Source organism: Sorangiineae bacterium MSr11367, assembly GCA_037157805.1.
GTDB classification, from domain to species: Bacteria; Myxococcota_A; Polyangia; order Polyangiales; family Polyangiaceae; genus Pendulispora; species Pendulispora rubella.
The window spans coordinates 7,128,612-7,148,302 of record CP089983.1; the positions used below are offsets into that span (position 1 = coordinate 7,128,612).

Consider the following 19,691-nt stretch of genomic DNA (forward strand, 5'->3'; position numbering starts at 1 on the left):
GGGGGACGGCTCGCGGCTCAGTGGGTCGATATGTGCCGATTCTCGATGTGCCAGGTGGTGTGGGTGCAGGCGCGGGCCAGGTCCTGGTCGTGGGTCACGAGCACCAGCGTGCCTGGGTAGGCGGCCAGCGCTTTCTCGAGTCGCTCGATGGACGGCAGATCGAGGTGGTTCGTCGGCTCGTCGAGCAGAGCGCCCCATGCATGGCGACCGAGCCCCCATGCGATGGCAACCTTGCGCGCTTCGCCCGGAGACGGCGCACGCGACGCGAGAAGCCGCTCGGGATCCACGCCAAGCGCCGCCACCAACGAAAGGACCCGCCCGCGTTCAGCCGGCTCGAGCCGCATCGTCTCCGCGAGAAGCGCACTCCCCTGCCCCTCGTCGAGATCCTGCGGCAGATAGAAAAGCCGCTCGCGCGGCACGGTGCTCGACGCCAGCAACGCACGCAACAGCGTGCTCTTGCCCGCCCCGTTGTCGCCGCGAATCGCAATGCGATCCTCGCGGCGGACCACCACCGAAACGTCGCGCAGGAGCTCCCGCACCCCCGCATGCAACGTCACGCCGCCCGTGATCGCGGCAAGCTGCGGAGAGTGCGCACGCTCATACCCCATGAAGATCGACCGCCCCATGGACTTCATGCGCTCGACCTCCGGCACCGCGTCGGCAGCCTTCTCCGCGGCCCGCCGCGCGACCTCCCCCCTCCGCCCGAGCCGATCCTCCGCCCAGCCGATCCGGATCTTGCGCCCGAAACTCCGCGCGTCGTGGTCATTCTTGTCACGGCTCTTCGCACGCATCGAGCGGCTTCGGTCCGCCGCCTCGTGCTCGCGACGCACGTCGACCAGATGCCTCTTGGCGGCACGCGCCAGCTCGCGAGCCTCATCATGCTCGCCCATCGCACGGCGCTCCTCGAGCTCCCATTGTGCTTTGGCGGCCGTGAAATTCCCGGGATACGCGCGCAGCGTCCGCCGATCCAGACGCAACGTCACCGACGTGAGCGTCTCGAGCAGCGCGCGATCGTGCGACACCACCACCCCGAGCCCGCGAAAGGCGCGCAGCGCCTCCACGAGCAGCGTGCGCGCCGATGCATCGATATGATTCGTTGGCTCATCGAGGAGCAGCACGTCGGGGTCCTCGCGAAGAGCCGCCCCAATTTGCCAGCGCTTCCGCTCGCCCGGCGACAGCATGGCCCAACGCGCGAGCCCTGCCCCGTCGAGCGCAAGGCGAGCGCGCAGGCGCCGTGCATGGGCACCATCGTCGCCGGCGAAGTGGAGCACATCGTCGCCGGCCACATCGACCCGCTGCGGACAGAGCACGATACGCGCGCGCTCCGGCGCCCATCGCAACGAGCCTCCCTCCGGCTCGAGCTCACCGAGAATCAGCCTGAGAAACGTCGTCTTCCCGGCACCGTTCGCACCGACCAGCCCATGCCACGCTGGGCCGAGCGTTAGCGTCACATCGGTCAAAATAGGTGTCGCAAACGCGAACGACGCGTGCGCCACCGCGAGAGAAATTTGCTCGCGAGCCATGAGATCCTCCTGATCCGGCCCCGCCACACTCACGCGGGCGGGGAAAAACCGGCGCCGCATGCAGGCCACGAAAGGCCTCGCAGGGGCGCAAACACGGGGTGTGGAATCAGGAGGAGTGGGCCATGTCGGCAGCCGCTGACGGCCGCGGTCCTATCATTAGCATGCAGCACGCGCATAGGCGAGCCAAAGCGCGCTTCAGCGCGTCAACTGGAACGTCCTGCGCGAATCGTGTCACCCACACGGGGACACGGGAGCTCCCTTTCAAAGGCGCGAAAATACCAACGTCGCGTTCGTCCCGCCGAAGCCGAAACCGTTCGACATGGCATGCCGTACGACGCCTGCGCGGGCAACGTTGGGCACGATGTCGAGGGGGCATTCGGGATCCTGCTCTTCGACATTGATGGTCGGCGGCATCACGCCTTCGCGGATCGCAAGCACCGTGAAGATCGCTTCGACGGCGCCCGCGGCGCCCAAGAGATGCCCCGTCATGCTCTTCGTGGCACTGACGGCAAGCTTTCCATCGCGGGCATGCGCGCCGAACACGTGAAGAATGCCGTCGCTCTCGGCCTTGTCGCCCACAGAGGTGGAGGTAGCGTGCGCATTGAGATGATCGATCGCATCCGGTGAGAGGCCGGCGTCGTCGAGGGCCATACGCATGGCGCGCTGGCAGCCCTCGCCTTCCGGGGCAGGGCCAGTGATGTGAAACGCGTCGCTGGACGCCCCATACCCGGAGAGCTCGGCGTAAATGCGGGCGCCGCGCCGACGTGCACGCGTGAGCGATTCGAGCACCACGACACCGCCGCCTTCACCGCAGACGAACCCATCGCGTGCGCAATCGAACGGGCGGCTCGCGCGCTCGGGTGCGTCGTTGCGCCGTGAGAGCGCGTGCATGGCTTGAAAACCACCAATGCCGATGGGCGTAATGGTGGATTCCGCCCCGCCGGCAACCATCACGTCGGCGGATCCGCGGCGGATCCATTCGGCGGCCTCTCCGATGGCGTGCGCCCCGGTTGCGCAGGCGCTCGTGGTGGCAAAGCTTGGCCCGCGCAAGCCATGTGCAATGGAAACTTGTCCGGCGGCGAGATTGGCAATGATGCGCGGTATCGTATACGGACTAAGCTTCGACGGCCCTTTCTCGAAGAGGGTCTTCGCAGCGGTTTCGAGCGAGGCGAGCCCGCCCAGGCCGACTCCGATGAAGCAGCCAGCGCGCTCTTCTTCGTGGGCGGCGAGCGACAGGGATGCGTCCTCGATGGCCATCGCCGCAGCGGCCAGGGCAAACTCGGTAAAGCGGTCCAGTTCTTTGAGCTTCTTTCGCGCGATGAACGGCGTCGGATCCCAGGCCTTCACCTCGCACGCGAAGCGAATCCCGAAGGACGATGCGTCGAAAAGCGCGATGGGCGCCGCGCCACTGCACCCGGCAACGAGGGACGACCACGTCGACGCCACGTCGTGTCCGAGTGGCGTGACAGCCCCCATCCCCGTCACGACGACACGCTCGCGTGAAGAATTTCCCATGATGGTTTCCTATGGCTCCAGGTCCGAGGCGGGCGCTGAAGTCGCCCCCGGCGCATGGGCCAGCCGAAGTGGCGCGCGGAGGGACGTCCGGAGTTGCTTGCTCGCGCCCGGCCCTGCGCGAAGGCCCACGGTTCCGGCACGAATGGGCTTCGATGTCGCCCGATCGACCAGCACGGGCTCGAGACGGGCTCCGGTTCTCGGCTCGACCGGCACGATGAGTGCACCGTCCGGCGCGAGCCAACGATTGCCCCATTCGCCGAGCAAGAGAAGCACGGGCAAAAGCTCCGCCCCTTTCTCGGTAAGTTCGTATTCGTCGCGCGGAGGCCGGCTTTGATAGCTTCGCCGTTGCAAGATCCCGCGATCGCAAAGGCCCCCGAGACGCCGCGTCAGCGTGCTCGGTGGGATTCCGAGTCGTTCCTCGAACTCGGCAAAGCAACGCGCTCCTTTGAAGGCCTCACGCAAAACGAGCAGGCACCACCCTTCACCGATCTCATCGACGGCCCGAGCGATTGGGCATTCCATCTCCGCAAAGGACATCCGCTGCATATGCGGTTGAGTATCATTTAGACTATCATCATGCAAGTAACATCTTGCGCGCGACGACGAAGGGCCACGTTTCCATTCTGCGAATCGATCGAAGCGGCCGATGGCTTGCCTCGAGCCGCCACCTCCGCGTTCCTCGTCGGTGCGGGACTTGGGAGAGTGGCGGGGGACCGCGAAGGGGTTGTGCCGTTGGGGTGTACAGCGCGCTACCTCGATGTGCAGGAGAGCGAGCACCGTGAGAGGGACGTCGGCAACCTGGCCGAGTGGTTGCGCCCTTTCGACCAAGGCAGGACGAAATTTGGCTCGCCAACGGGATGGCGCGCATCCGCGGGGCGTGGCGCCGCACTGGCCGCGCGCGACGCGGCGTGGCTGACTTACCTGGGTTGATGTTTCCATCCGTGGTTTGGACGGCGACTTGGTGAAACGGGGGCTCGAGCCCGCACGTCTTCGGACAGCAAGCTCAATGCCCGCGATGCTTCTCTTTGCGCCGAGCGACGCGGAGTTCCCAGCGGCGCTCGGCCTCCCGGAGGCGCGCTTCGCGCGAGAGCACTTCGCGCTCGACCGCATTCGCCTCGAAGGCGGCCTTCAACGCGTCCTGGGCGCGCGTCGAGATCCCGCGCTCGGCGCTGGCGCGGGCAGCCTCACGCTGGGCTCTCTTCGGATTCCTGGGTTGCTTGTTGGCCACCTCGGACGGGCCGGCACCGTGTCCAAACTGCATCCGCCGGTAGCCATAAAGCGCCCATTCGCGCAGTTCGGCACCCGTCGGCTCGGCGCCGAAGACCACGCGAGCCACGGCCAGCCCTCCGTCATCCTCGCTCTCGGCAACGCCAACCCAGAACGGCGCTTCGTAAAATACGGTGAAACTCCCGCGCATCGCGACCTCCGGAGTCCGCGCAGCGCGCACGCATGCCTTGCGGACAATCCAATCGCGGGTTCCTCGAGAAAACCGAGGATACCGAAGCCCACCGCGGGCTAGCCGGCCTCACCGTTACCGGCTTGTCGTTTTCCGATCGACGAACCGCGGCTGAATCTGACACGCGACCTCCAGACCGTCAACCCAGGAGCAGACGGCGCCCCATTTGACATTTTATACAATATTATACAATATGAACAAATGCAGTCCAGCGCGCCGCCAAAGCACCGCTCCCTACGAATGCTCGACGCAGAGCAAGTCCGAGCGTTGCTTTCACACGAGGACGCACTGCAGGCGGTGCGCGAGGCCTTCGTCCTGCACGGTCGCAAAGAGGGGCGCGTTTTTCCGGTGGTACGCGAGGCGCTCGCCACGGGCGGGGTCTTCGGAATCAAGTCAGGAGACGTCCCCGCGCAGGGACTGCTCGGATTCAAGGCCGCTGGCTTTTGGCCGAGCAATCGCGCACGCGAAGGAGAACCGCACCAGGCCACCATCGTGCTGATCGATCCGGCTACCGGCCGGCCTCTCTGCATCATCGACGGCAACGCCATCACCACGATGCGCACGGGAGCGGCCGGAGCCCTCGCCCTTCAGGAACTCGCGCCACGTGAAAGTACGCGGCTCTGCGTCTTCGGCACGGGAACGCAGGCGCGCATTCAAGTGGATTTCGCCCTGCGCTCGTGCCCTTCGCTGCAGCGCATTCGGTACGTGCGCGCGGACGCGGAGCGCGACGGAGCCTTCGAGACGCATTTTTCGGGGCGCTGCGACATCGCGATGGCTGGCGACGGTAGTGCGGCCGTTGCAGATAGCGACATTGTGATCACCGCAACTCCGGGACGAGGCCCCCTGTTCGAGACCGCGGCCATACGCCCGGGCACGCATTTCAACTGCGTCGGAGCCGACACGAAGGGCAAGCGCGAGCTCCCCGAGGGCACCCTGCAGCGCGTTCGTCTATCCGTGGACGATCGTGTGCAGGCGCAGCAGATCGGTGAGACGCAGTGGGCGAGCAGCACTCCGTGCATGGAATTCGGCGATCTGCTCACCAGAAAGGACGCGTTTCGCCGCAAGCCCGAGGACATCACGTTGTTCGACATGACGGGGCTCGCCTTGCAGGATCTCACCGTGGCGCGCGCCGTGTACGAGCACGCCACGGCAACGAACACGGGCACCGTCATCGCGTGGCCCTGGTGAATTGGACATACCCATGACGAAATTCGATGCGCATCTCACCGAGCTCGATACGCCCGCGGCCATCGTCGATGTCCAACGCATGCAACGGAACATCGAACGGATGCAGCGTTGCACGGATGGTTTCGGCGTTCGCTTCCGACCGCATGTCAAGACAACCAAGTGCACCCCCATCGTACGCGCGCAACTTGCTGCGGGGGGGCGCGGCATCACCGTATCCACGCTCAAAGAGGCCACGCAGTTTCACGCGGATGGCATCGGGGACATTCTGTATGCCGTCGGCATCGTTCCCAGCAAGCTGCCGCAGGTCCTGGCGTTGCGCCGGCGCGGGTGCGATTTGAAGATCATTGCCGATAGCGTCGCTTCGGCATCGGCGATTGCCGAATTTGGACGGGCCCAGCGCGAAGTGTTCGAGGTGTGGATCGAGGTCGATACCGACGGACATCGCTCGGGCGTCGAGCCAGACGGAGCTGCTCTACTCGAGGTCGCACGCACCCTGCATGGCAACAGCACGCGGCTGGGTGGGGTGATGGCGCACGCGGGATCGAGTTACGATCTCGACACGCCCGAGGAGCTTGCTGCCATGGCCGAACAGGAACGCGCCGGGTGCGTACTGGCAGCCGAGCGCCTGCGCGCGAACGGGCTTCCGTGTCCGGTCGTGAGCGTCGGTTCGACCCCAACGGCACTGTCGGCCGTGGGCCTCGACCGAGTGACGGAGGTGCGCGCCGGCGTCTACGTTTTCTTCGATTTGGTGATGCACAACGTCGGTGTCTGCACGATGAACGATATTGCGATGAGTGTGCTGACCACGGTAATTGGGCACCAGATCGACAAGGGATGGGCCATCGTCGATGCAGGCTGGATGGCCATGAGCCGCGACCGAGGTACCGAGAAGCAAAGGCGCGACTTCGGATACGGGCAAGTCTGCAGCTTGGACGGAACGGTGCAAGAGGGGTATGCCGTGCGCGGCGCGAATCAGGAGCATGGGATCGTGTGGCGCGAAGGGGAGCGTGACTCGGATATTGCTGCGCGGTTTCCACTGGGCTCCCGCCTTCGCATTCTGCCGAATCACGCCTGTGCAACGGGCGCGCAATTCCCTGAGTACCATGCGTTGGACGAGCGCGGACTCACGCGGTGGAGTCGCCTGCACGGCTGGTGAGCACATGAAAAAAAAGGGGAACAAGCCGCTGTTGGACATGCTGCAGAACATCGCCGAGGGGCTGGGCGAGACGCTTTCGCCCTTCTGCGAGGTCGTGGTTCACGATTTGCGAAATCCGAAAAATGCCATTCATGGCATCTACAACAATCTGAGCGGGCGCCACATCGGAGACCCAGCCACGGAGCTAGGTTTGGCGCGCATTCGAGATCCGGAGTTTCCACCACGCCTTTCGAACTACGCGAACACGTTCCCCGATGGTCGAAAGGTAAAAAGCACATCGATCGGAATCAAGGACGAGAACGGAGAGTACGTCGCCGCCCTCTGCCTCAATGTCGATTTGACGCTCTTTCAAAGCTTCCAGGGAGCCATCTCGCAGTTCACACGAATCGAAGACGGCCGTGTGCATGAAGACCTGGAGCGAACGCCGGCAGAGCGCATCCACGCGCGAATCGACGAATTTGCGGCGTCGAGAGCCACCACCGCTCGCTCGCTGAACGCAGCGGACCGAAAGCAATTGGTCCAAGAGCTGAAGAAGGAAGGCCTCCTGGAGATTCGGCGCGGCGCCAACATCGCCGCCACGCACATGGGCGTATCCCGCGCTACGGTTTATGGGGACGCAAAGTGACTCGGCACGCAACCCAGGTCGTGCTGTTCGATCTGCTCACGGCGCTACTCGACTCGTGGACCGCGTGGTGTCACGCCGCCCACGGCGAAACCGCAGGCCGCCAATGGCGCTCGCGTTACCTCGAACTTACCTACGGCTGCGGCCCCTACCGCCCCTATGAGGATCTGGTCCGGCAGGCGGCGGTTGACGTTGGCCTCAACCCAGGAGCCGCCGATCGGCTCGAATTGGGCTGGTCGGCACTCCAACCGTGGAGCGGGGCGGCGGATGCCGTTCGAGCAATCGCGGCAAGGCATCGCGTTGGCATTGTCACAAATTGCTCGGCGCGACTGGGACGAGTCGCCGCACAACGCATTCCAGTGAACTGGCACGTCATCATGACAGCCGAGGAAGCGGGGTACTACAAACCGCACCCTCGACCGTACAAGCTCGCTCTGGAAAAGCTCGGTGCACATCCGACGAGTGCGCTCTTCGTCGCAGGTTCCGGCTACGACCTATTCGGGACGGCGGCTGTGGGCCTCCCAACATTTTGGCACAATCGGGTCGGCCTCTCGCTGCCCCACGGCGCCCCCGTTCCGGACATCGAGGCATGCAATCTTGAAAAGCTCACGGCGTGGGTCGATGCACATTGCTCGCCCCACTCGGCTCCCGCTTGATAGCGATATGCGGAGGCTACTCCTCCCGGTGGTTGGCGGCATCTCAATGTGCAGACTCAGTGGCCCCCTACACTATTGACTAGGGCCATCTCGGGCGCCGATTCCATTACGAAGTGCGAACGAAACCGTAGCATCCAATAGGTACCTATCGGAAATTCAACCCCACGCTCGCCACGTTGGAAGTGCAATCGCGCGTCACGGTACGCTATCCGAAATGATCGCAATGCCATGAGTTCACGCATGCGGCGCTCGCGATCGCGGCACGCGACAGAGGGTCTTAGATTGCGGCGGGGCTCGACCGTGGTCGGAGAGTCCGTCGGAGACATCTTCAAGACGTTTTTACGCCCCAGCACACCAGAACCACGCATCGACCGCCTTCTTCTTGCTCGTTCCTCCTCTGCCCGCACCGCTTTGGCGATCTTGTCTCGCCATACATCTTCACTTAGGCCTTCGTAGCCCGGCAATCTTGCGGGTCTGAGTGTGACCTGCTCGGGCATCGTCCCGTCCGCGCGAAAGAAGATACGCGGCCGTTTCACAGTCTTCGTTCGGCTCCCAAGGTGGAGACGATGCGACGACGCGCCTGGCCAGTCGGCGACGCGATCCACCAAATCGTCCAACACTGGATTTGCAAGCACATAGACGAGCTTCTCGAAAGCATCCTCAGGAGTAAGCAAGTGAACGACGTTGGGCTGCTCGGTCGCCCAAAGGTTTTCCCATCGACCGCGGTGAGTGTTCATCACTTTGGCAGTCATTTTGTGAAAGTGGGCAAGGAACTCCGGCAGATTCGCTCGATTGTCGGTTGCAATCAAATGTTGGTGGTTGCTCATCGCCGTCCAGCCATGAACGGTGATGCCAAAGCGTTCGGCCGCTTCGCCCAGACAGTACTCGTACACCTCCTCGACGGTCCGATCGGGACGCAGCAAATACTGCCGCTGCGTACAGCGGCGAGTGAGCAAAAAGGTCCGCCCAGCTATTACTTGTCGCGCAAGTGTCACGAACGCTTGCTGGAGCATGTTCGATACCAGTCAGCGATCGCGTCATTTACCGGCATTTCTTCGCCACGCCACCTGTCCCGGACAGTCGGCTAGGTGACCCGGCCACCCACCTTTCTTCAAGGCGCGGTCGCCGGCTTCTCGCCCATGCCCACCGGTACGGCGATATCAACTCCGGAACAGCTGCACACTCGCGCCGGGCGTATCAACCCCGGTGCGGCTTGAACGGCCTGTCGCGCTACGGAGCGAAGTTGACCGAATACACTACGCTGATGTCGCCACCCACGGGCCGGGGGAAGACCAACGAGAACATCGTGCGCGTTATGCATGGGACGATCACTGGACGCACGTCGGATTCGACGTGGCCAGTCGTGACCTTACCATCCGGACCGATGGTGAAGTGCATTTCGACACGCATGGGCGGCTGGTCGTCCATATCCTCATAGCACTGTCGCAACTCCGGAAATTTTGCACGCACCGTCTGCTGAATGGTCGCCTGTGACAACCCCTGGCTCGCCAGCGCCTTTCGTGCGGCCCACGCCGTATGGGCAATCGATAGGCAACTCAGGAAACCTACGCTGAGAAGAAACGCCCGTCGTCGAGACATGAGCGTGCTGAACGCACGGCCCATGCCGCCCCCCCCGACAGGCTTCGGCCCGTCGGCACCAATGCCGAGACTCCAGCGAAATTCCTCGATCTCGAACAGCAACCCAGGAGAGGTCTCACGGAAGTACGCCTTCCGACGCGGCAGTCGCCGTTCCCATGGAGGTAGAACGCTGCGTCCAGCTCAACGGCGTGTAATCCATTCGGGGGATTGCAACCCCGTCCCGCGTGACGAGATTCGATGTACGAGGAGTGCGCGCACCTCCCGGGTTGCGACATGCAACGTCGCCCGTTGCATGGTTGCAACAGCGAGCCTATCGCCTGCGCGGCATTTCCGCATTGCGCGGGGCGGTATGCAACTTGTTCTTCCTATGACGAAGAAGGTAGGTCGACCATGGGCAACACGACGTCGAAGATATGTCACGACAGGGTACTGCCGCAGGAGCTCGCGAGGCCTCAGCGCACGCTGGCTGTCCGCAGCGGCTCGCTGAGGGCCGTCCTGGAATTTCGCAAGCTGTGGGTCAACGGGTCGACTCTCCGGGTGCGTTTCCTGGACGGAACGGAAAGCCAGCGGGCGATTGCCCGTGAGCAAGCGCAATGGTGGACCCGCCACGCGAATCTCAAGTTCGTCTTCGGCAACGCTCCAGATGCCGAAATTCGCATTTCCTTCGATCCGAGCGACGGCGCGTGGTCCTGGGTTGGTACGGACTGCAAGAAAATCCCGCAGAACGAAGCGACGATGAACCTCGGGTTTCTCGATGGGGGCACCGCAGCTCATGAATTTGGGCACGCCATCGGTCTGGGCCACGAGCATCAGAACCCGGCCGGCGGAATCGAGTGGAACGAAGACGTAGTCATCCGCGAACTCGGCGGCCCGCCGAACAACTGGACCCCGGAACAGGTGCACTTCAACGTACTCCAAAAGTATGCCACCGACCAAATCCGGGGGACCCATTTCGATCCCGACTCCATCATGCTCTATTTCTTCCCCGCCAGCTGGACCAAGAATGGCGTGGGCACCAAAGCCAACGAGACACTATCCGCTTTGGACAAGTCGTTCATCGCAAGTGCAGCGGCATACCCGACCACCTCGACACAACCCACGGAACTCCAGGTCAACGGCCCCGCCAAATCGGCCTCCATCGGTGCGCCGGGCGAGGAGGACCTCTATCAATTCACCGCTAAGAAGAAGGGGCGTTACATCATCGAGACGGCAGGCCCGACCGATTTGGTGATGAAGCTCTTCGGCCCCGATAGCCAAACGGCCCTCATCACCGAAGACGATGATAGCGGCGTCGGTTTCAACGCCCGGATCATCACGACCCTGGCGCGAGGCCGATACTTCGTTCAGGTTCGTCACTTCAACGAAGTCGGTGGTACGGGCGCGTACTCGGTCAAGGTAGCCCATTCGTAGTTCGCGACGATGCGCGTGAGCCGTGCTCCAGAAATCGACCGAGCTCCCGCACGAACTTGGCCGGTTCTTCGAAAAGCGGGAGGTGCCCGGACCGCTCGAAGCGCACGACCCGAACATTTGGCGCACTCTCGGCAATGGCCATTTGCCCCGGATATGGGTACGGAGTCGATTTCATGCCAATCATGAGCGTGACGGGCATGGCGAGGTTCCTCAACGAGGACCGGTAGTCGTGGCCACCGGCGAGATACGCTGCGATGTACGTGCGCGCATCGCGCAGTGAAAGAGGAAACCGGCCGGCGAGAAAGGTAGGGAGCAAGAAGAATCGTCGGAGGGGCGCCTCGAGGCGGGGCGTCCCGAATGTCCATGCTGCGATCCGGGCCAAGGACTCCGCGGCGCGGGCGCGCTCGGAGGGCGGCAGGTCGGTGAGCTCGCGCGCCTCCGGGTACTGCCCGAGGAGGCCCGCAAAGACTCGAAATTCGTCGAAACACGTGTCTTGGCGCTCGCCGAAGAGGCCATATCGCCAACCCAGGCGATTTCCGACGCACGGCGATTGCTCCACATGGAGGTAAGCGCGGACGCCATCAAGCCCTGCACGGTGGTTCATGTGCAGGGCGGTTGTGCCGCCGAGCGAGATGCCCCCCAGCAAAAAATCGCGCAAGCCGAGGTGCGCGATGACGTCGCGCACGTCCATGGCATGGCTCTCGAACACGTCGTCCCGCTCGATGGCCAAGTGCGACGAGCGGCCGAAGCCACGGAAGTCGGGGAGAATGAACCGGTACCGGTGAGCGAACGGCCACACGAACGGTAGCCAGAGCATGCTGCTCATGCCCAACCCCGGCAATAGCAGCACGGGCATTCCCTTCCCGACGACCCGCACATGGAGCCCACGACCATCCCGCATCGTCACGACCGGCATGCGCGAAGGATCTACCACGCCGTCCTCTCCTGGGTTGATGCCCGTGACGCGATCGGGTGCGTCCCAAGTACGCAGCGTACCTGGGTTGCGCCCCGCGCTCCTCGCCGCCACATGCCGGCATGCGCCATGGCAGCACCGCGAGATGCCTCCGCGATGGCGATAGCGCGCGCGACAGGCAAACGTGATGGACCTGCCCTATCCGCCCGCACGCGCGCCGAATGCCGATCCACACTCGATGCCTCGATAGCTACGAACCACTCTGGATTCGGCCCACGCGAACCGTTTCGCCCGCAATGGGCCACGAGGCCTCTACGCTGAATGCCTGGATTCAATTTGAATCAGCAATTCGCAGTTTCATTGACCTCTTCACGGATCTGAACCACGAGCTGGACGTCATGGGTGTTCGGCACCGTCGAATCGGGGAGAGCACCGCGAAAGAAGGTCTCCGACGCACTTGGCGCGTGACGAGGAACGGATCGGCGTAATTCGCTTCTCCGCGCGCCCAGTGTCATCGCGCACGGAAATGCAGCCTCCACCAAATGAGCCGCAGATCGGGCACGTAGAGTAGCGAGCAAAGGGCCCTCGCGCGGGCACCGACAGGAGGAAGAATGACCACGAATCGTAGAATTCTCGGTATCGCTATCGGGGCATGGGCCTCGATCATTGCGGGATGCACCGCCGAACAAGGCGAGACGACCAACGAAGCCGTCGCCGAGCAAGGCATCGCGGTAGCCGAACAGGGGACCACCGGCAGCGAACACAGCGCCAATCCGTCCGAAGACACCGCCGAGGCCGCCCCACTGGCGGGCGCGCCGGCCTGCGTCGAAAGGACCATGTTGGCCCAGCGTAGTCTGTATGTTCACAACAACTGCGGGAATCGGCAGAGGGTCAAGGTCATCATCCGCACGGGCCCCGATTCCGACTGCTTTTCCATCGATCCCAACCAGACGAAGGTCGTCAACTGGGCATGGCCGGGCACCTTCGATCGGCTCGATAGTTGCTGAGCAACCGCCCGTGAATACGAAATAGCCTGCGCGATTGCAGAGTGCGCACTGAGCGAGCGCGATTTGATTCCGTGAGGCACTCGCGCCCACGAAGTCGTGGGATTGCTCGATCCATATCGGTGTGACCGACAATCTCGTGCGGACGCCCCTGCTGACTACGGAGCGGCGCGTCGATGCGAACCCCATTCATCATTGATGCATGAAGCGCCTCGGCACCAAAGTCATACCGCGGCACCACCCCCCCTCCCCTTCGGAGCGCGCGAGGTGTGCCGCGGTCGAGGGCCCTCTCCCTCGTGCGCTATTTCAAGCCGTTGCGCAGGGCCACAATGCGACGGACGGAAGCATTGAACGCGGCCTTGTCGAGCTGACCGCTTTGAAGCGCTCCCGCCAAGGCACTCTTTGCTTCGTCACCCTGGGAGACGTCGCCGAAGGAGCACAGGATGAGGTCGAGACCAGCATCGGCCGCCAGAACACTGCGCTGGCCGACGGAGCCGAATGGCTGCAGGGCCCCCGCAATGAGCGTCTCGCTAATGGTCACCCCTTTGAAGCCAAGTCGCTTACGCAATTCCTGTTGCACGACAACGGACGAGAGCCCCGCCGGGCGCTGCGCATCCAAACTTGGATATGTGGCCCACGAGAGCATGACCAGTTTCGCACCCGCCGCGATGGCGGCCGTATAGGGCCCCTCGTCGACGCGGCGCAGGTCGGCGCGCGGCACGTCCAGTGTCACCGGTGCCAAGTCGGTATTCTGGCTCGCCGTGGCCGACCCGAGCCCCGGAAAGTGCTTTACTCCGGCGGCGACACCGAACCGCTGCTCCGCACCGATGAACGATGCGCCGAGGCGTCCGACGACGTGGGGGTCCTGGCTATACGAACGCTCCGCGCCGTCGATGAAATTGCCGGGCTCGCGAAACACGTCGAGCACCGGTGCGAGGTTTACGTTCATCCCCACGTCGTGCAGGTTCCGCCCTGCGTCGCTGCCAGCCTGCCACGCGAGGGCGACGGCGTCGGGTGATTGACCAATTTGTTTTGCCGAGATCACGGGTTCGCCGGGCAAGCCGCGAACGGTTCCGCCTTCCTGATCGGTAATGAAGAGGAGGGGCGCATGTATGGGACTTTCTTCTTGTGCGCGCACGAGCCGAGCAATCACGTCACGAATCTGGGACGGATTCGAAACATTGTCGCTCCAGAAGTGCACACCGGCCGCTTCGCCGGCGCGAATACGATCGAACAGCGCCGCCGGTGGCGTTAGACCTGGGTACGAATAGATAATGCGCTGGCCCGCACGCTGTGCGGGCGTGAGCGTGTCGAGTGCGGATTCGGTGCTCGATTGAGCATCCACCTCACGCGACTCCGGTGCACTGCAACCCGCGGCAAGCGCCGCGAGCAAGATGGATAAAAATGCAAAAGGACGGGGCATGGCAGCACAATCCTAAGAGCGCCGTGCCCGTCGTGTCGTCGGTGAAATGGTGATTCGAATAAGATGTGCAAATGACCTACCGATTTCGACCAGCGAGCCCAAAAGACGAGCCTCGCGGAGATGTGGGCCGACAATGGGTCACACGGAATTCTCGTACAGCGTCGTCATTGGACGGGTCTTGGCGCAATCGAGCCACGGCCGCGAAATCCATTGAAGATGCCGAATGTCATGAGATTGTGTCTTCGACGGCCCAATGGACTTCTCACCATGTCGAAGTTGTGTGCGACGTCAGCGGCGGGCCAGTGAATGTCGTTCGCCATTGGCAGTTCGGACGATACGTAAAATCCGGGTGTGCCGGCCGGGCCACGACGTGGTTCCAATACAAAAGCCCGCTCGACCGCCCTACACAGAAGCAATTTGCACACCACACAAAATTCTCTAAATTTTGCGCCTTTCTCCGCAACCCAGGAGAGAAATTCGGGTGGCAGCGGAATGGGTGGGGGGGGGCAAGGCCGCTTCGCGATGCAGCGATCGGCGCCACGCGCAATCAGCAGCCGCCGGCCGCGTCGCAATAGCGAGCCCGCGTCTCCTCCAGCGTCTTGGTCGGCTGCCCATAAGGCGAATAAGGCAACGACGCCCATTCGAGCGACAGCTTGTGCATCGCAGACTCGAATTCGGCATCCGTCAAAGGTCGGTCCGTCGGAAGATCCACCCCCCGCTGACGAATCTTCTCGATGGCGGCAATATCCTGATTCGCAGGCCCAAAGTCACTCTTGCCAAGTTCGTCCCACGTAAAATCGAGAAACTGGTATCGCCCCGCCGCGGTCGACTGTCCCCATTGCGTGTGCGGGTGCTGCGCGCAACCATCGAAGCAATTGTACCCGAAGCCCGTACTGTAGCCATCCGTGCCGCATGAACCGGCGGTCCCCTCCGTGAAGGCAATCGTATCGAGCAATGCACGGTGCATCGGCGGCACCGCGCACTTGGCACGCCCCGGATCGCAGCTGGGCAATTGCGAAGTATCCTGCGAAGCCCCATCACACGAGCAACCTTGATCGACCTGCCCCTGCGTTTGCGGCATCTTACCGGCGCTGGTCACACAATCGCTGGAGCCCTCGCCCGAGCTGCACGCGTCGGCGGTGTTGGCCCCGTTCGAGGCCGACCCCAGCAGCGCCGACGAGCACTTGGAAAGCAACGTCGTACTGGGATTCTCGACGAGCCCCGCCGTGTGAAGCTCCCCCTTCGCAGTCTGAACCTGCTCGCGCACCGGCTGCGACTTCAAATCATCCACGATGCGGGCCAGCACCGCGTGCGCCGCGGCATCGTTGGTGAACGTATTCTCGATCGCCTTCAACGCCCTAGACGCCAGCTCGAGCTTCATCGTCGCGAGATGGCCATTCGCCCGCAAGCTCGCCTGGAACCTCCGCACGACCCCCTGGGCCACATTCTGCTCGAATTCGACGATGGGCGCATGCGCCGCATCGTATCCGCGCACCACCGTCGTCGTCCCTTTGCCCGTCTGGATCCCCCACGTCGCGACGCCAATCGCGGAACGCGTCGCGATCGAAGCCTCCACCACCAGAGCATCGCCGCCCGTAGACGCAGGCGAATCCTCGCTCGAACTGCTGCAAGCGGGAGCGACGAACGCGAGCACGGCGAGGCCCAAGAGCGCTTTGGTCTTCATGCTGCCGCGTACAGCAACCCGCGCGCCATGCCTTCACGGCGTCTCACCAACAGTGTCGCGGTAAGAGTGCGCTCCTGCGTGCACGACGAGGAACCATTCCTTCCTCCTCCGGAAAGGCGCCTTCCTCCCTTGCACGCCCTCAGTTCCCAACGACAATGACGTTGACGTCATGCATGTTGTCGTGCCCATAAACTTCGGTATCGCCGGCACCAGGCACGAAGCTCACCTTCCCAGCGAGCGAGCCCGCCGGCCCACCCGGCACCTGCGAGAGGGGGAGCGTCAGCTGACGCTCCTCGCCCGGTATGAGACCGGCCGGAATCGCGCAGACCACCGTTTCAGGAATCAGAGGATCGCGATGCTCCGCCTGCACCCGGCAGCCTCCAGGCAAAGGAGCCGAGCGATCGACGTTCACGTAAAATGGAGTCACGTACACCAATTCGCTCGAAGCATGTGTGGGCAGCCGGCCGATGTTGCCATACCGCAGGGTCACGCTCCGCGGCTGGTTCAGCCCGATGACCGGCTGATCGTTGCTCACCCAAAGGTCCACGCCATCCTTCAGCGGCTCGATCGGGGACGCCGAGCGCTGGACACTGAATCGTGACGCGTTGTCGAGCATGGAAAGCTCGACGTCCCCCTGCCCCGCCGCGACGAACATCGCCCCGGCGCCAAGCCCGACGGGACCGCCGGGCAGCACCTCCAGCGGCAAATCGAGGCTCACCGTTTGGCCCGGCGCGACGCCGGCCGGGATGCTGCACTCCACGACCTCGGGAATGTTCGGCTGGGGATTGCTCACCACCACCTTGCAGTCCGGGGGAAGTCCTTCGCGCTCCGCGTTCGCATAGAACGGCGTCACCACCGCCAAACGCGCCGGGGCCCGCGTGGCCACGTTGCCGCGGTTGATCACGCGAAAGGAGGCGCTCGCCGTGCTGCCCGGGGTCACCGTCACATTGTCGGAGCTCACGGCCAAGTCGACCCCATTCGAAGGCACCGGAGGCGCCTCCGCCGTCCATCGCACCGGCGGTCCCGCCAACGAGGCCCCCTTCGTGTCGGGACCGAGTGAGCTTGCCGAGGGCCCCGTCAGCATGAGCACCCCGATCGAGTGCACGTTGTCTCCAGCGAACGGATCGGCGTCGGCAGGAGCACTGGAGGCCGCGAGGCCCCACCCGAGCTGTCGCCCCGTCGGGCCGTCGGCGACCAGCGCCAGCGGGATCCGAATCCGTTGCTCCTCGCCGGCCTTCAGGTCGGCCGGAACGGCGCATTCCACGATTTCGGGAACGTTGGGCGCCGTATCCGTCAATTGCATTTTGCAACCCGCCGGCAAGGGCGTATCGGCATCGATGTTCGTGAAGAATGGAGTCCGGTAAATCACACGGACGGGCACGCTCGTGGCATTTGGTCCCGCATTGCCGACGGTCAACGTGGTCACCGAATGACTTCCCACGCTGATGGGCAACTCGTCGCCCGCCAAATAGATTCCCACGGGGTTGCCCACCGGCGGCGCCTCACCCGCCTGGCGCAACCGAAGGACGGATGCCTGGGTCTGGTTGTCCGAAAGCGCGGTTTCCGTATCCCGTGATCCCGCCGCAGGCAGCACCAGTACCGTGCCGCTGTTTCGGCCGGGCGGACCGCCGGGAGCCAACGTCACCGGCACCGCGAGGCTTTGCTCCTCACCCGGAGCGATCGTCCCATTCAACTGGCAGATCAGCACCTCCGGAAGGAACGGATCGGGATTCTCATAGCGCAGTTGGCAATCCGGCGGCACCGGGCGTGCAAAGTTGACGAAGAACGGTGTCACCACCGTCACCTCGGCTCCGTGCGCCGGGTCGCGGCCTCGATTGCCCACCCGCAAGGTCATCGCACCGGTTTCGCCGGGCGCGAGAAACGGCGACGCTGCATCGATGGACAAGTCCACGCGCGCGCGCGACGTGCACGCCGGCGCCGTGGCCAGAAAACCCAGCGATGTAGCAAACACGGCTTTCGTCCATCGTTTCATCGCGCCCTCTCTTCGATGGATGAAAGCGCGCGAGACGGCGTTGCCTATAGGCAACTATGGATATCAAAATATCGTTTCGGCGGCGGTGAGGTTCATCGCACAACGACGCGTTTAGAGCTTCGCACCCGCGTGAAGTGCGACGCCATCCTGGGCCGCGACATCGGCGCGGAACCAGCCGTTGGAATCCACCGCATACGTCGGGCCGGTGCAGGCGCCATTGGCGAAATCACCGTGGACGACATCGCAATAGACGCCGGCGGGCAACGCGGTTTGAAACGAACGCCCCGTCACCGCAAAGCCCTCGTCGTTGATGACGAGATATCCTTTGTTGCCGCGACCGAAGGCAATCGCATCGTTGCCATTGTCCCACCAATTGACCACGGCGGTCCCGCGCACGGCGTTGTGAAAGCCGACCATGTTCGCGATCACCCGCCACCGGTGCTCGCAGCGCCAGCCATTGCTGAAACAGGTGGCATCGGCGGTGCGGCCATTGGCACCGGAGGGCGGCCCTTGATCGGTGGAATTGAACTCGTAGCTCGACATGAGCATGGGCGCGCCGTACGTCCATGCCAGCATGAAGGCATTGGCCAAAGCGTATCGGCCATTGTCCCGGAACGTGAGCACGCCGCTGCCGCGTTGCGTATCGTGGTTGTCCGTGAAGACGACGGCCTTGTCGGAGGCCAGCGGCGAGGCGAACGTGCGCAGGTACGCAAGCTTCTCGTGGTTGAAGATCTTGGCCAGATCACTGCCATACCGAAACTCGAGCACGTCACCGTTGCCCGTATACTCCTCCGGCGTGATGGGCTCACCGCCACCGTAAATGACCTCCTGATAGAGGTACACCGGGGCGTTCAACCTCGCCTTGATCGCCGCGATGTCGGCGGCCGGCATATGCTTGCTCGCGTCGAGGCGGAAGCCGTCGACGCCGAGCGAAATGAGGTCGTTCAAATACCCGGCAATGCGGCCGCGGACATAGTCCGTTTCGGTCGCCAGATCGGCGAGGTCGTTCAGCTCGCAGTTTTGCACCTCGTAGCGGTCGCCGTAGTTGACGATATCGTCGTTGCCGTTGCGCCCGCAGTGGTGAAAATCCTGTACCTGGTAAATCCCGGGATAATTGTAGTGCGAATACGACGACCCCGCACTGCCCGGCCCCGAGCTGGCGCTCAAGGTCATATGGTTGATCACGGCGTCCGCGTAGACCTTCACCCCCGCGGCATGGCACATCGAGACCATGTTCGCGAATGCCGCCCGATCGCCCCGGCGCGTGTTGTCCAGGCGGTAACTCACCGGTTGATAATCCTGCCACCAGGGATAGCCCTGGCCCGGAAGCACCACGTGCTCCTGCGGAGGCGAAATCTGCACCGATCCGTAGCCCTTCGGGCCGAGCACATCGCGGCATTCCCGCCCCACGGCGGCCCACGTCCACTCGAAAAGGTGCACGCCCACGTCCCGCGTCCCCGGCGGGCTGGCCGACGCCGGCGGCGCCGTCGAGACGAGGGCAGCCGCCGTGGCGATCGTGAACAGCGACAAGGCGTTTCGCAGCATCAGG

Annotated in this window: 18 protein-coding genes; 8 read left to right on the forward strand and 10 right to left on the reverse strand. The window is 63.6% G+C overall.

The window, feature by feature from the left end:
• Window positions 1-17 precede the first annotated feature (17 nt).
• The 3 genes from LVJ94_27475 to LVJ94_27485 form a co-directional block, all read right to left on the reverse strand.
• Window positions 18-1,523 (reverse strand): ATP-binding cassette domain-containing protein, encoded by a 1,506-nt coding sequence (locus tag LVJ94_27475; protein WXB00652.1) that lies wholly within the window; start codon window positions 1,521-1,523, stop codon window positions 18-20.
• Between the two features lie 261 nt (window positions 1,524-1,784).
• A complete protein-coding gene (fabF, locus tag LVJ94_27480; GenBank protein WXB00653.1) occupies window positions 1,785-3,038 on the reverse strand; it encodes a beta-ketoacyl-ACP synthase II in 1,254 nt (417 codons plus the stop codon).
• Between the two features lie 9 nt (window positions 3,039-3,047).
• A complete protein-coding gene (locus LVJ94_27485) occupies window positions 3,048-3,560 on the reverse strand; it encodes a helix-turn-helix transcriptional regulator (protein ID WXB00654.1) in 513 nt (170 codons plus the stop codon).
• 210 nt (window positions 3,561-3,770) lie between these two features.
• On the opposite strand from LVJ94_27485, the gene LVJ94_27490 reads away from it, so the two are divergent.
• The gene (locus LVJ94_27490) at window positions 3,771-3,968 is read left to right on the forward strand and encodes a hypothetical protein (protein ID WXB00655.1); all 198 of its coding nucleotides are present in this window, start codon (window positions 3,771-3,773) and stop codon (window positions 3,966-3,968) included.
• Window positions 3,969-4,041: 73 nt separating this feature from the next.
• On the opposite strand, the gene LVJ94_27495 is transcribed toward LVJ94_27490, so the two are convergent.
• On the reverse strand, window positions 4,042-4,455 hold the full coding sequence (locus LVJ94_27495) for a YjdF family protein (GenBank protein WXB00656.1): 414 nt from the start codon (window positions 4,453-4,455) through the stop codon (window positions 4,042-4,044).
• 279 nt (window positions 4,456-4,734) lie between these two features.
• On the opposite strand from LVJ94_27495, the gene LVJ94_27500 reads away from it, so the two are divergent.
• From LVJ94_27500 to LVJ94_27520, 5 genes are all read left to right on the forward strand, one after another.
• Window positions 4,735-5,682: an ornithine cyclodeaminase family protein gene (locus LVJ94_27500; protein WXB00657.1), complete on the forward strand. Its 948-nt coding sequence runs from the start codon at window positions 4,735-4,737 to the stop codon at window positions 5,680-5,682.
• Between the two features lie 13 nt (window positions 5,683-5,695).
• Window positions 5,696-6,838, forward strand: a complete 1,143-nt coding sequence (locus LVJ94_27505) for a DSD1 family PLP-dependent enzyme (GenBank protein ID WXB00658.1) — start codon at window positions 5,696-5,698, stop codon at window positions 6,836-6,838.
• 4 nt (window positions 6,839-6,842) lie between these two features.
• Complete coding sequence (locus LVJ94_27510; GenBank protein WXB00659.1) at window positions 6,843-7,463, forward strand: PAS domain-containing protein; 621 nt, start codon at window positions 6,843-6,845, stop codon at window positions 7,461-7,463.
• The gene (locus LVJ94_27515; protein WXB00660.1) at window positions 7,460-8,116 is read left to right on the forward strand and encodes an HAD-IA family hydrolase; all 657 of its coding nucleotides are present in this window, start codon (window positions 7,460-7,462) and stop codon (window positions 8,114-8,116) included. Before LVJ94_27510 ends, LVJ94_27515 begins: the two co-directional genes overlap by 4 nt.
• 566 nt (window positions 8,117-8,682) lie before the next feature.
• Window positions 8,683-9,204 (forward strand): hypothetical protein, encoded by a 522-nt coding sequence (locus LVJ94_27520; GenBank protein ID WXB00661.1) that lies wholly within the window; start codon window positions 8,683-8,685, stop codon window positions 9,202-9,204.
• Between the two features lie 142 nt (window positions 9,205-9,346).
• On the opposite strand, the gene LVJ94_27525 is transcribed toward LVJ94_27520, so the two are convergent.
• A complete protein-coding gene (locus tag LVJ94_27525) occupies window positions 9,347-9,817 on the reverse strand; it encodes an AgmX/PglI C-terminal domain-containing protein (protein WXB00662.1) in 471 nt (156 codons plus the stop codon).
• 288 nt (window positions 9,818-10,105) lie between these two features.
• Here LVJ94_27525 and LVJ94_27530 point away from each other — a divergent pair, with 288 nt between their 5' ends.
• The gene (locus LVJ94_27530; protein WXB00663.1) at window positions 10,106-11,125 is read left to right on the forward strand and encodes a M12 family metallopeptidase; all 1,020 of its coding nucleotides are present in this window, start codon (window positions 10,106-10,108) and stop codon (window positions 11,123-11,125) included.
• Here LVJ94_27530 and LVJ94_27535 read toward each other — a convergent pair.
• A complete protein-coding gene (locus tag LVJ94_27535) occupies window positions 11,106-12,059 on the reverse strand; it encodes an alpha/beta hydrolase (protein WXB00664.1) in 954 nt (317 codons plus the stop codon). The two genes, LVJ94_27530 and LVJ94_27535, sit on opposite strands and share 20 nt — an antisense overlap.
• A gap of 590 nt (window positions 12,060-12,649) precedes the next feature.
• Here LVJ94_27535 and LVJ94_27540 point away from each other — a divergent pair.
• Window positions 12,650-13,045: a hypothetical protein gene (locus tag LVJ94_27540; protein WXB00665.1), complete on the forward strand. Its 396-nt coding sequence runs from the start codon at window positions 12,650-12,652 to the stop codon at window positions 13,043-13,045.
• Window positions 13,046-13,343: 298 nt separating this feature from the next.
• Here the strand turns inward: LVJ94_27540 and LVJ94_27545 are convergent, their stop codons facing one another.
• The 4 genes from LVJ94_27545 to LVJ94_27560 all read right to left on the reverse strand — a co-directional run bounded on the left by LVJ94_27545 (window position 13,344) and on the right by LVJ94_27560 (window position 19,687).
• Window positions 13,344-14,465, reverse strand: coding sequence for a hypothetical protein (locus LVJ94_27545; GenBank protein WXB00666.1), 1,122 nt, complete (start codon window positions 14,463-14,465; stop codon window positions 13,344-13,346).
• Window positions 14,466-15,012: 547 nt separating this feature from the next.
• Entirely contained in the window at window positions 15,013-16,149 is a 1,137-nt protein-coding gene (locus tag LVJ94_27550) for a glycoside hydrolase family 104 protein (protein WXB00667.1), read from the reverse strand.
• A gap of 139 nt (window positions 16,150-16,288) precedes the next feature.
• Complete coding sequence (locus LVJ94_27555; protein WXB00668.1) at window positions 16,289-18,142, reverse strand: hypothetical protein; 1,854 nt, start codon at window positions 18,140-18,142, stop codon at window positions 16,289-16,291.
• Window positions 18,143-18,253: 111 nt separating this feature from the next.
• Window positions 18,254-19,687 (reverse strand): alpha-amylase family protein, encoded by a 1,434-nt coding sequence (locus LVJ94_27560; protein WXB00669.1) that lies wholly within the window; start codon window positions 19,685-19,687, stop codon window positions 18,254-18,256.
• Window positions 19,688-19,691 lie beyond the last annotated feature (4 nt).

Bases quoted from the DNA above. Each gene is read 5' to 3' on its own strand.
- LVJ94_27550 (WXB00667.1), bottom strand. From the start codon at position 16,149: ATGAAGACCAAAGCGCTCTTGGGCCTCGCCGTGCTCGCGTTCGTCGCT.
- LVJ94_27500 (WXB00657.1), top strand. From the start codon at position 4,735: ATGCTCGACGCAGAGCAAGTCCGAGCGTTGCTTTCACACGAGGACGCA.
- LVJ94_27495 (WXB00656.1), bottom strand. From the start codon at position 4,455: ATGCGCGGGAGTTTCACCGTATTTTACGAAGCGCCGTTCTGGGTTGGC.
- LVJ94_27510 (WXB00659.1), top strand. From the start codon at position 6,843: ATGAAAAAAAAGGGGAACAAGCCGCTGTTGGACATGCTGCAGAACATC.
- LVJ94_27505 (WXB00658.1), top strand. From the start codon at position 5,696: ATGACGAAATTCGATGCGCATCTCACCGAGCTCGATACGCCCGCGGCC.
- LVJ94_27475 (WXB00652.1), bottom strand. From the start codon at position 1,523: ATGGCTCGCGAGCAAATTTCTCTCGCGGTGGCGCACGCGTCGTTCGCG.
- LVJ94_27530 (WXB00663.1), top strand. From the start codon at position 10,106: ATGGGCAACACGACGTCGAAGATATGTCACGACAGGGTACTGCCGCAG.
- LVJ94_27520 (WXB00661.1), top strand. From the start codon at position 8,683: ATGCGACGACGCGCCTGGCCAGTCGGCGACGCGATCCACCAAATCGTC.
- LVJ94_27555 (WXB00668.1), bottom strand. From the start codon at position 18,142: ATGAAACGATGGACGAAAGCCGTGTTTGCTACATCGCTGGGTTTTCTG.
- fabF (WXB00653.1), bottom strand. From the start codon at position 3,038: ATGGGAAATTCTTCACGCGAGCGTGTCGTCGTGACGGGGATGGGGGCT.
- LVJ94_27560 (WXB00669.1), bottom strand. From the start codon at position 19,687: ATGCTGCGAAACGCCTTGTCGCTGTTCACGATCGCCACGGCGGCTGCC.
- LVJ94_27545 (WXB00666.1), bottom strand. From the start codon at position 14,465: ATGCCCCGTCCTTTTGCATTTTTATCCATCTTGCTCGCGGCGCTTGCC.
- LVJ94_27540 (WXB00665.1), top strand. From the start codon at position 12,650: ATGACCACGAATCGTAGAATTCTCGGTATCGCTATCGGGGCATGGGCC.
- LVJ94_27485 (WXB00654.1), bottom strand. From the start codon at position 3,560: ATGGAATGCCCAATCGCTCGGGCCGTCGATGAGATCGGTGAAGGGTGG.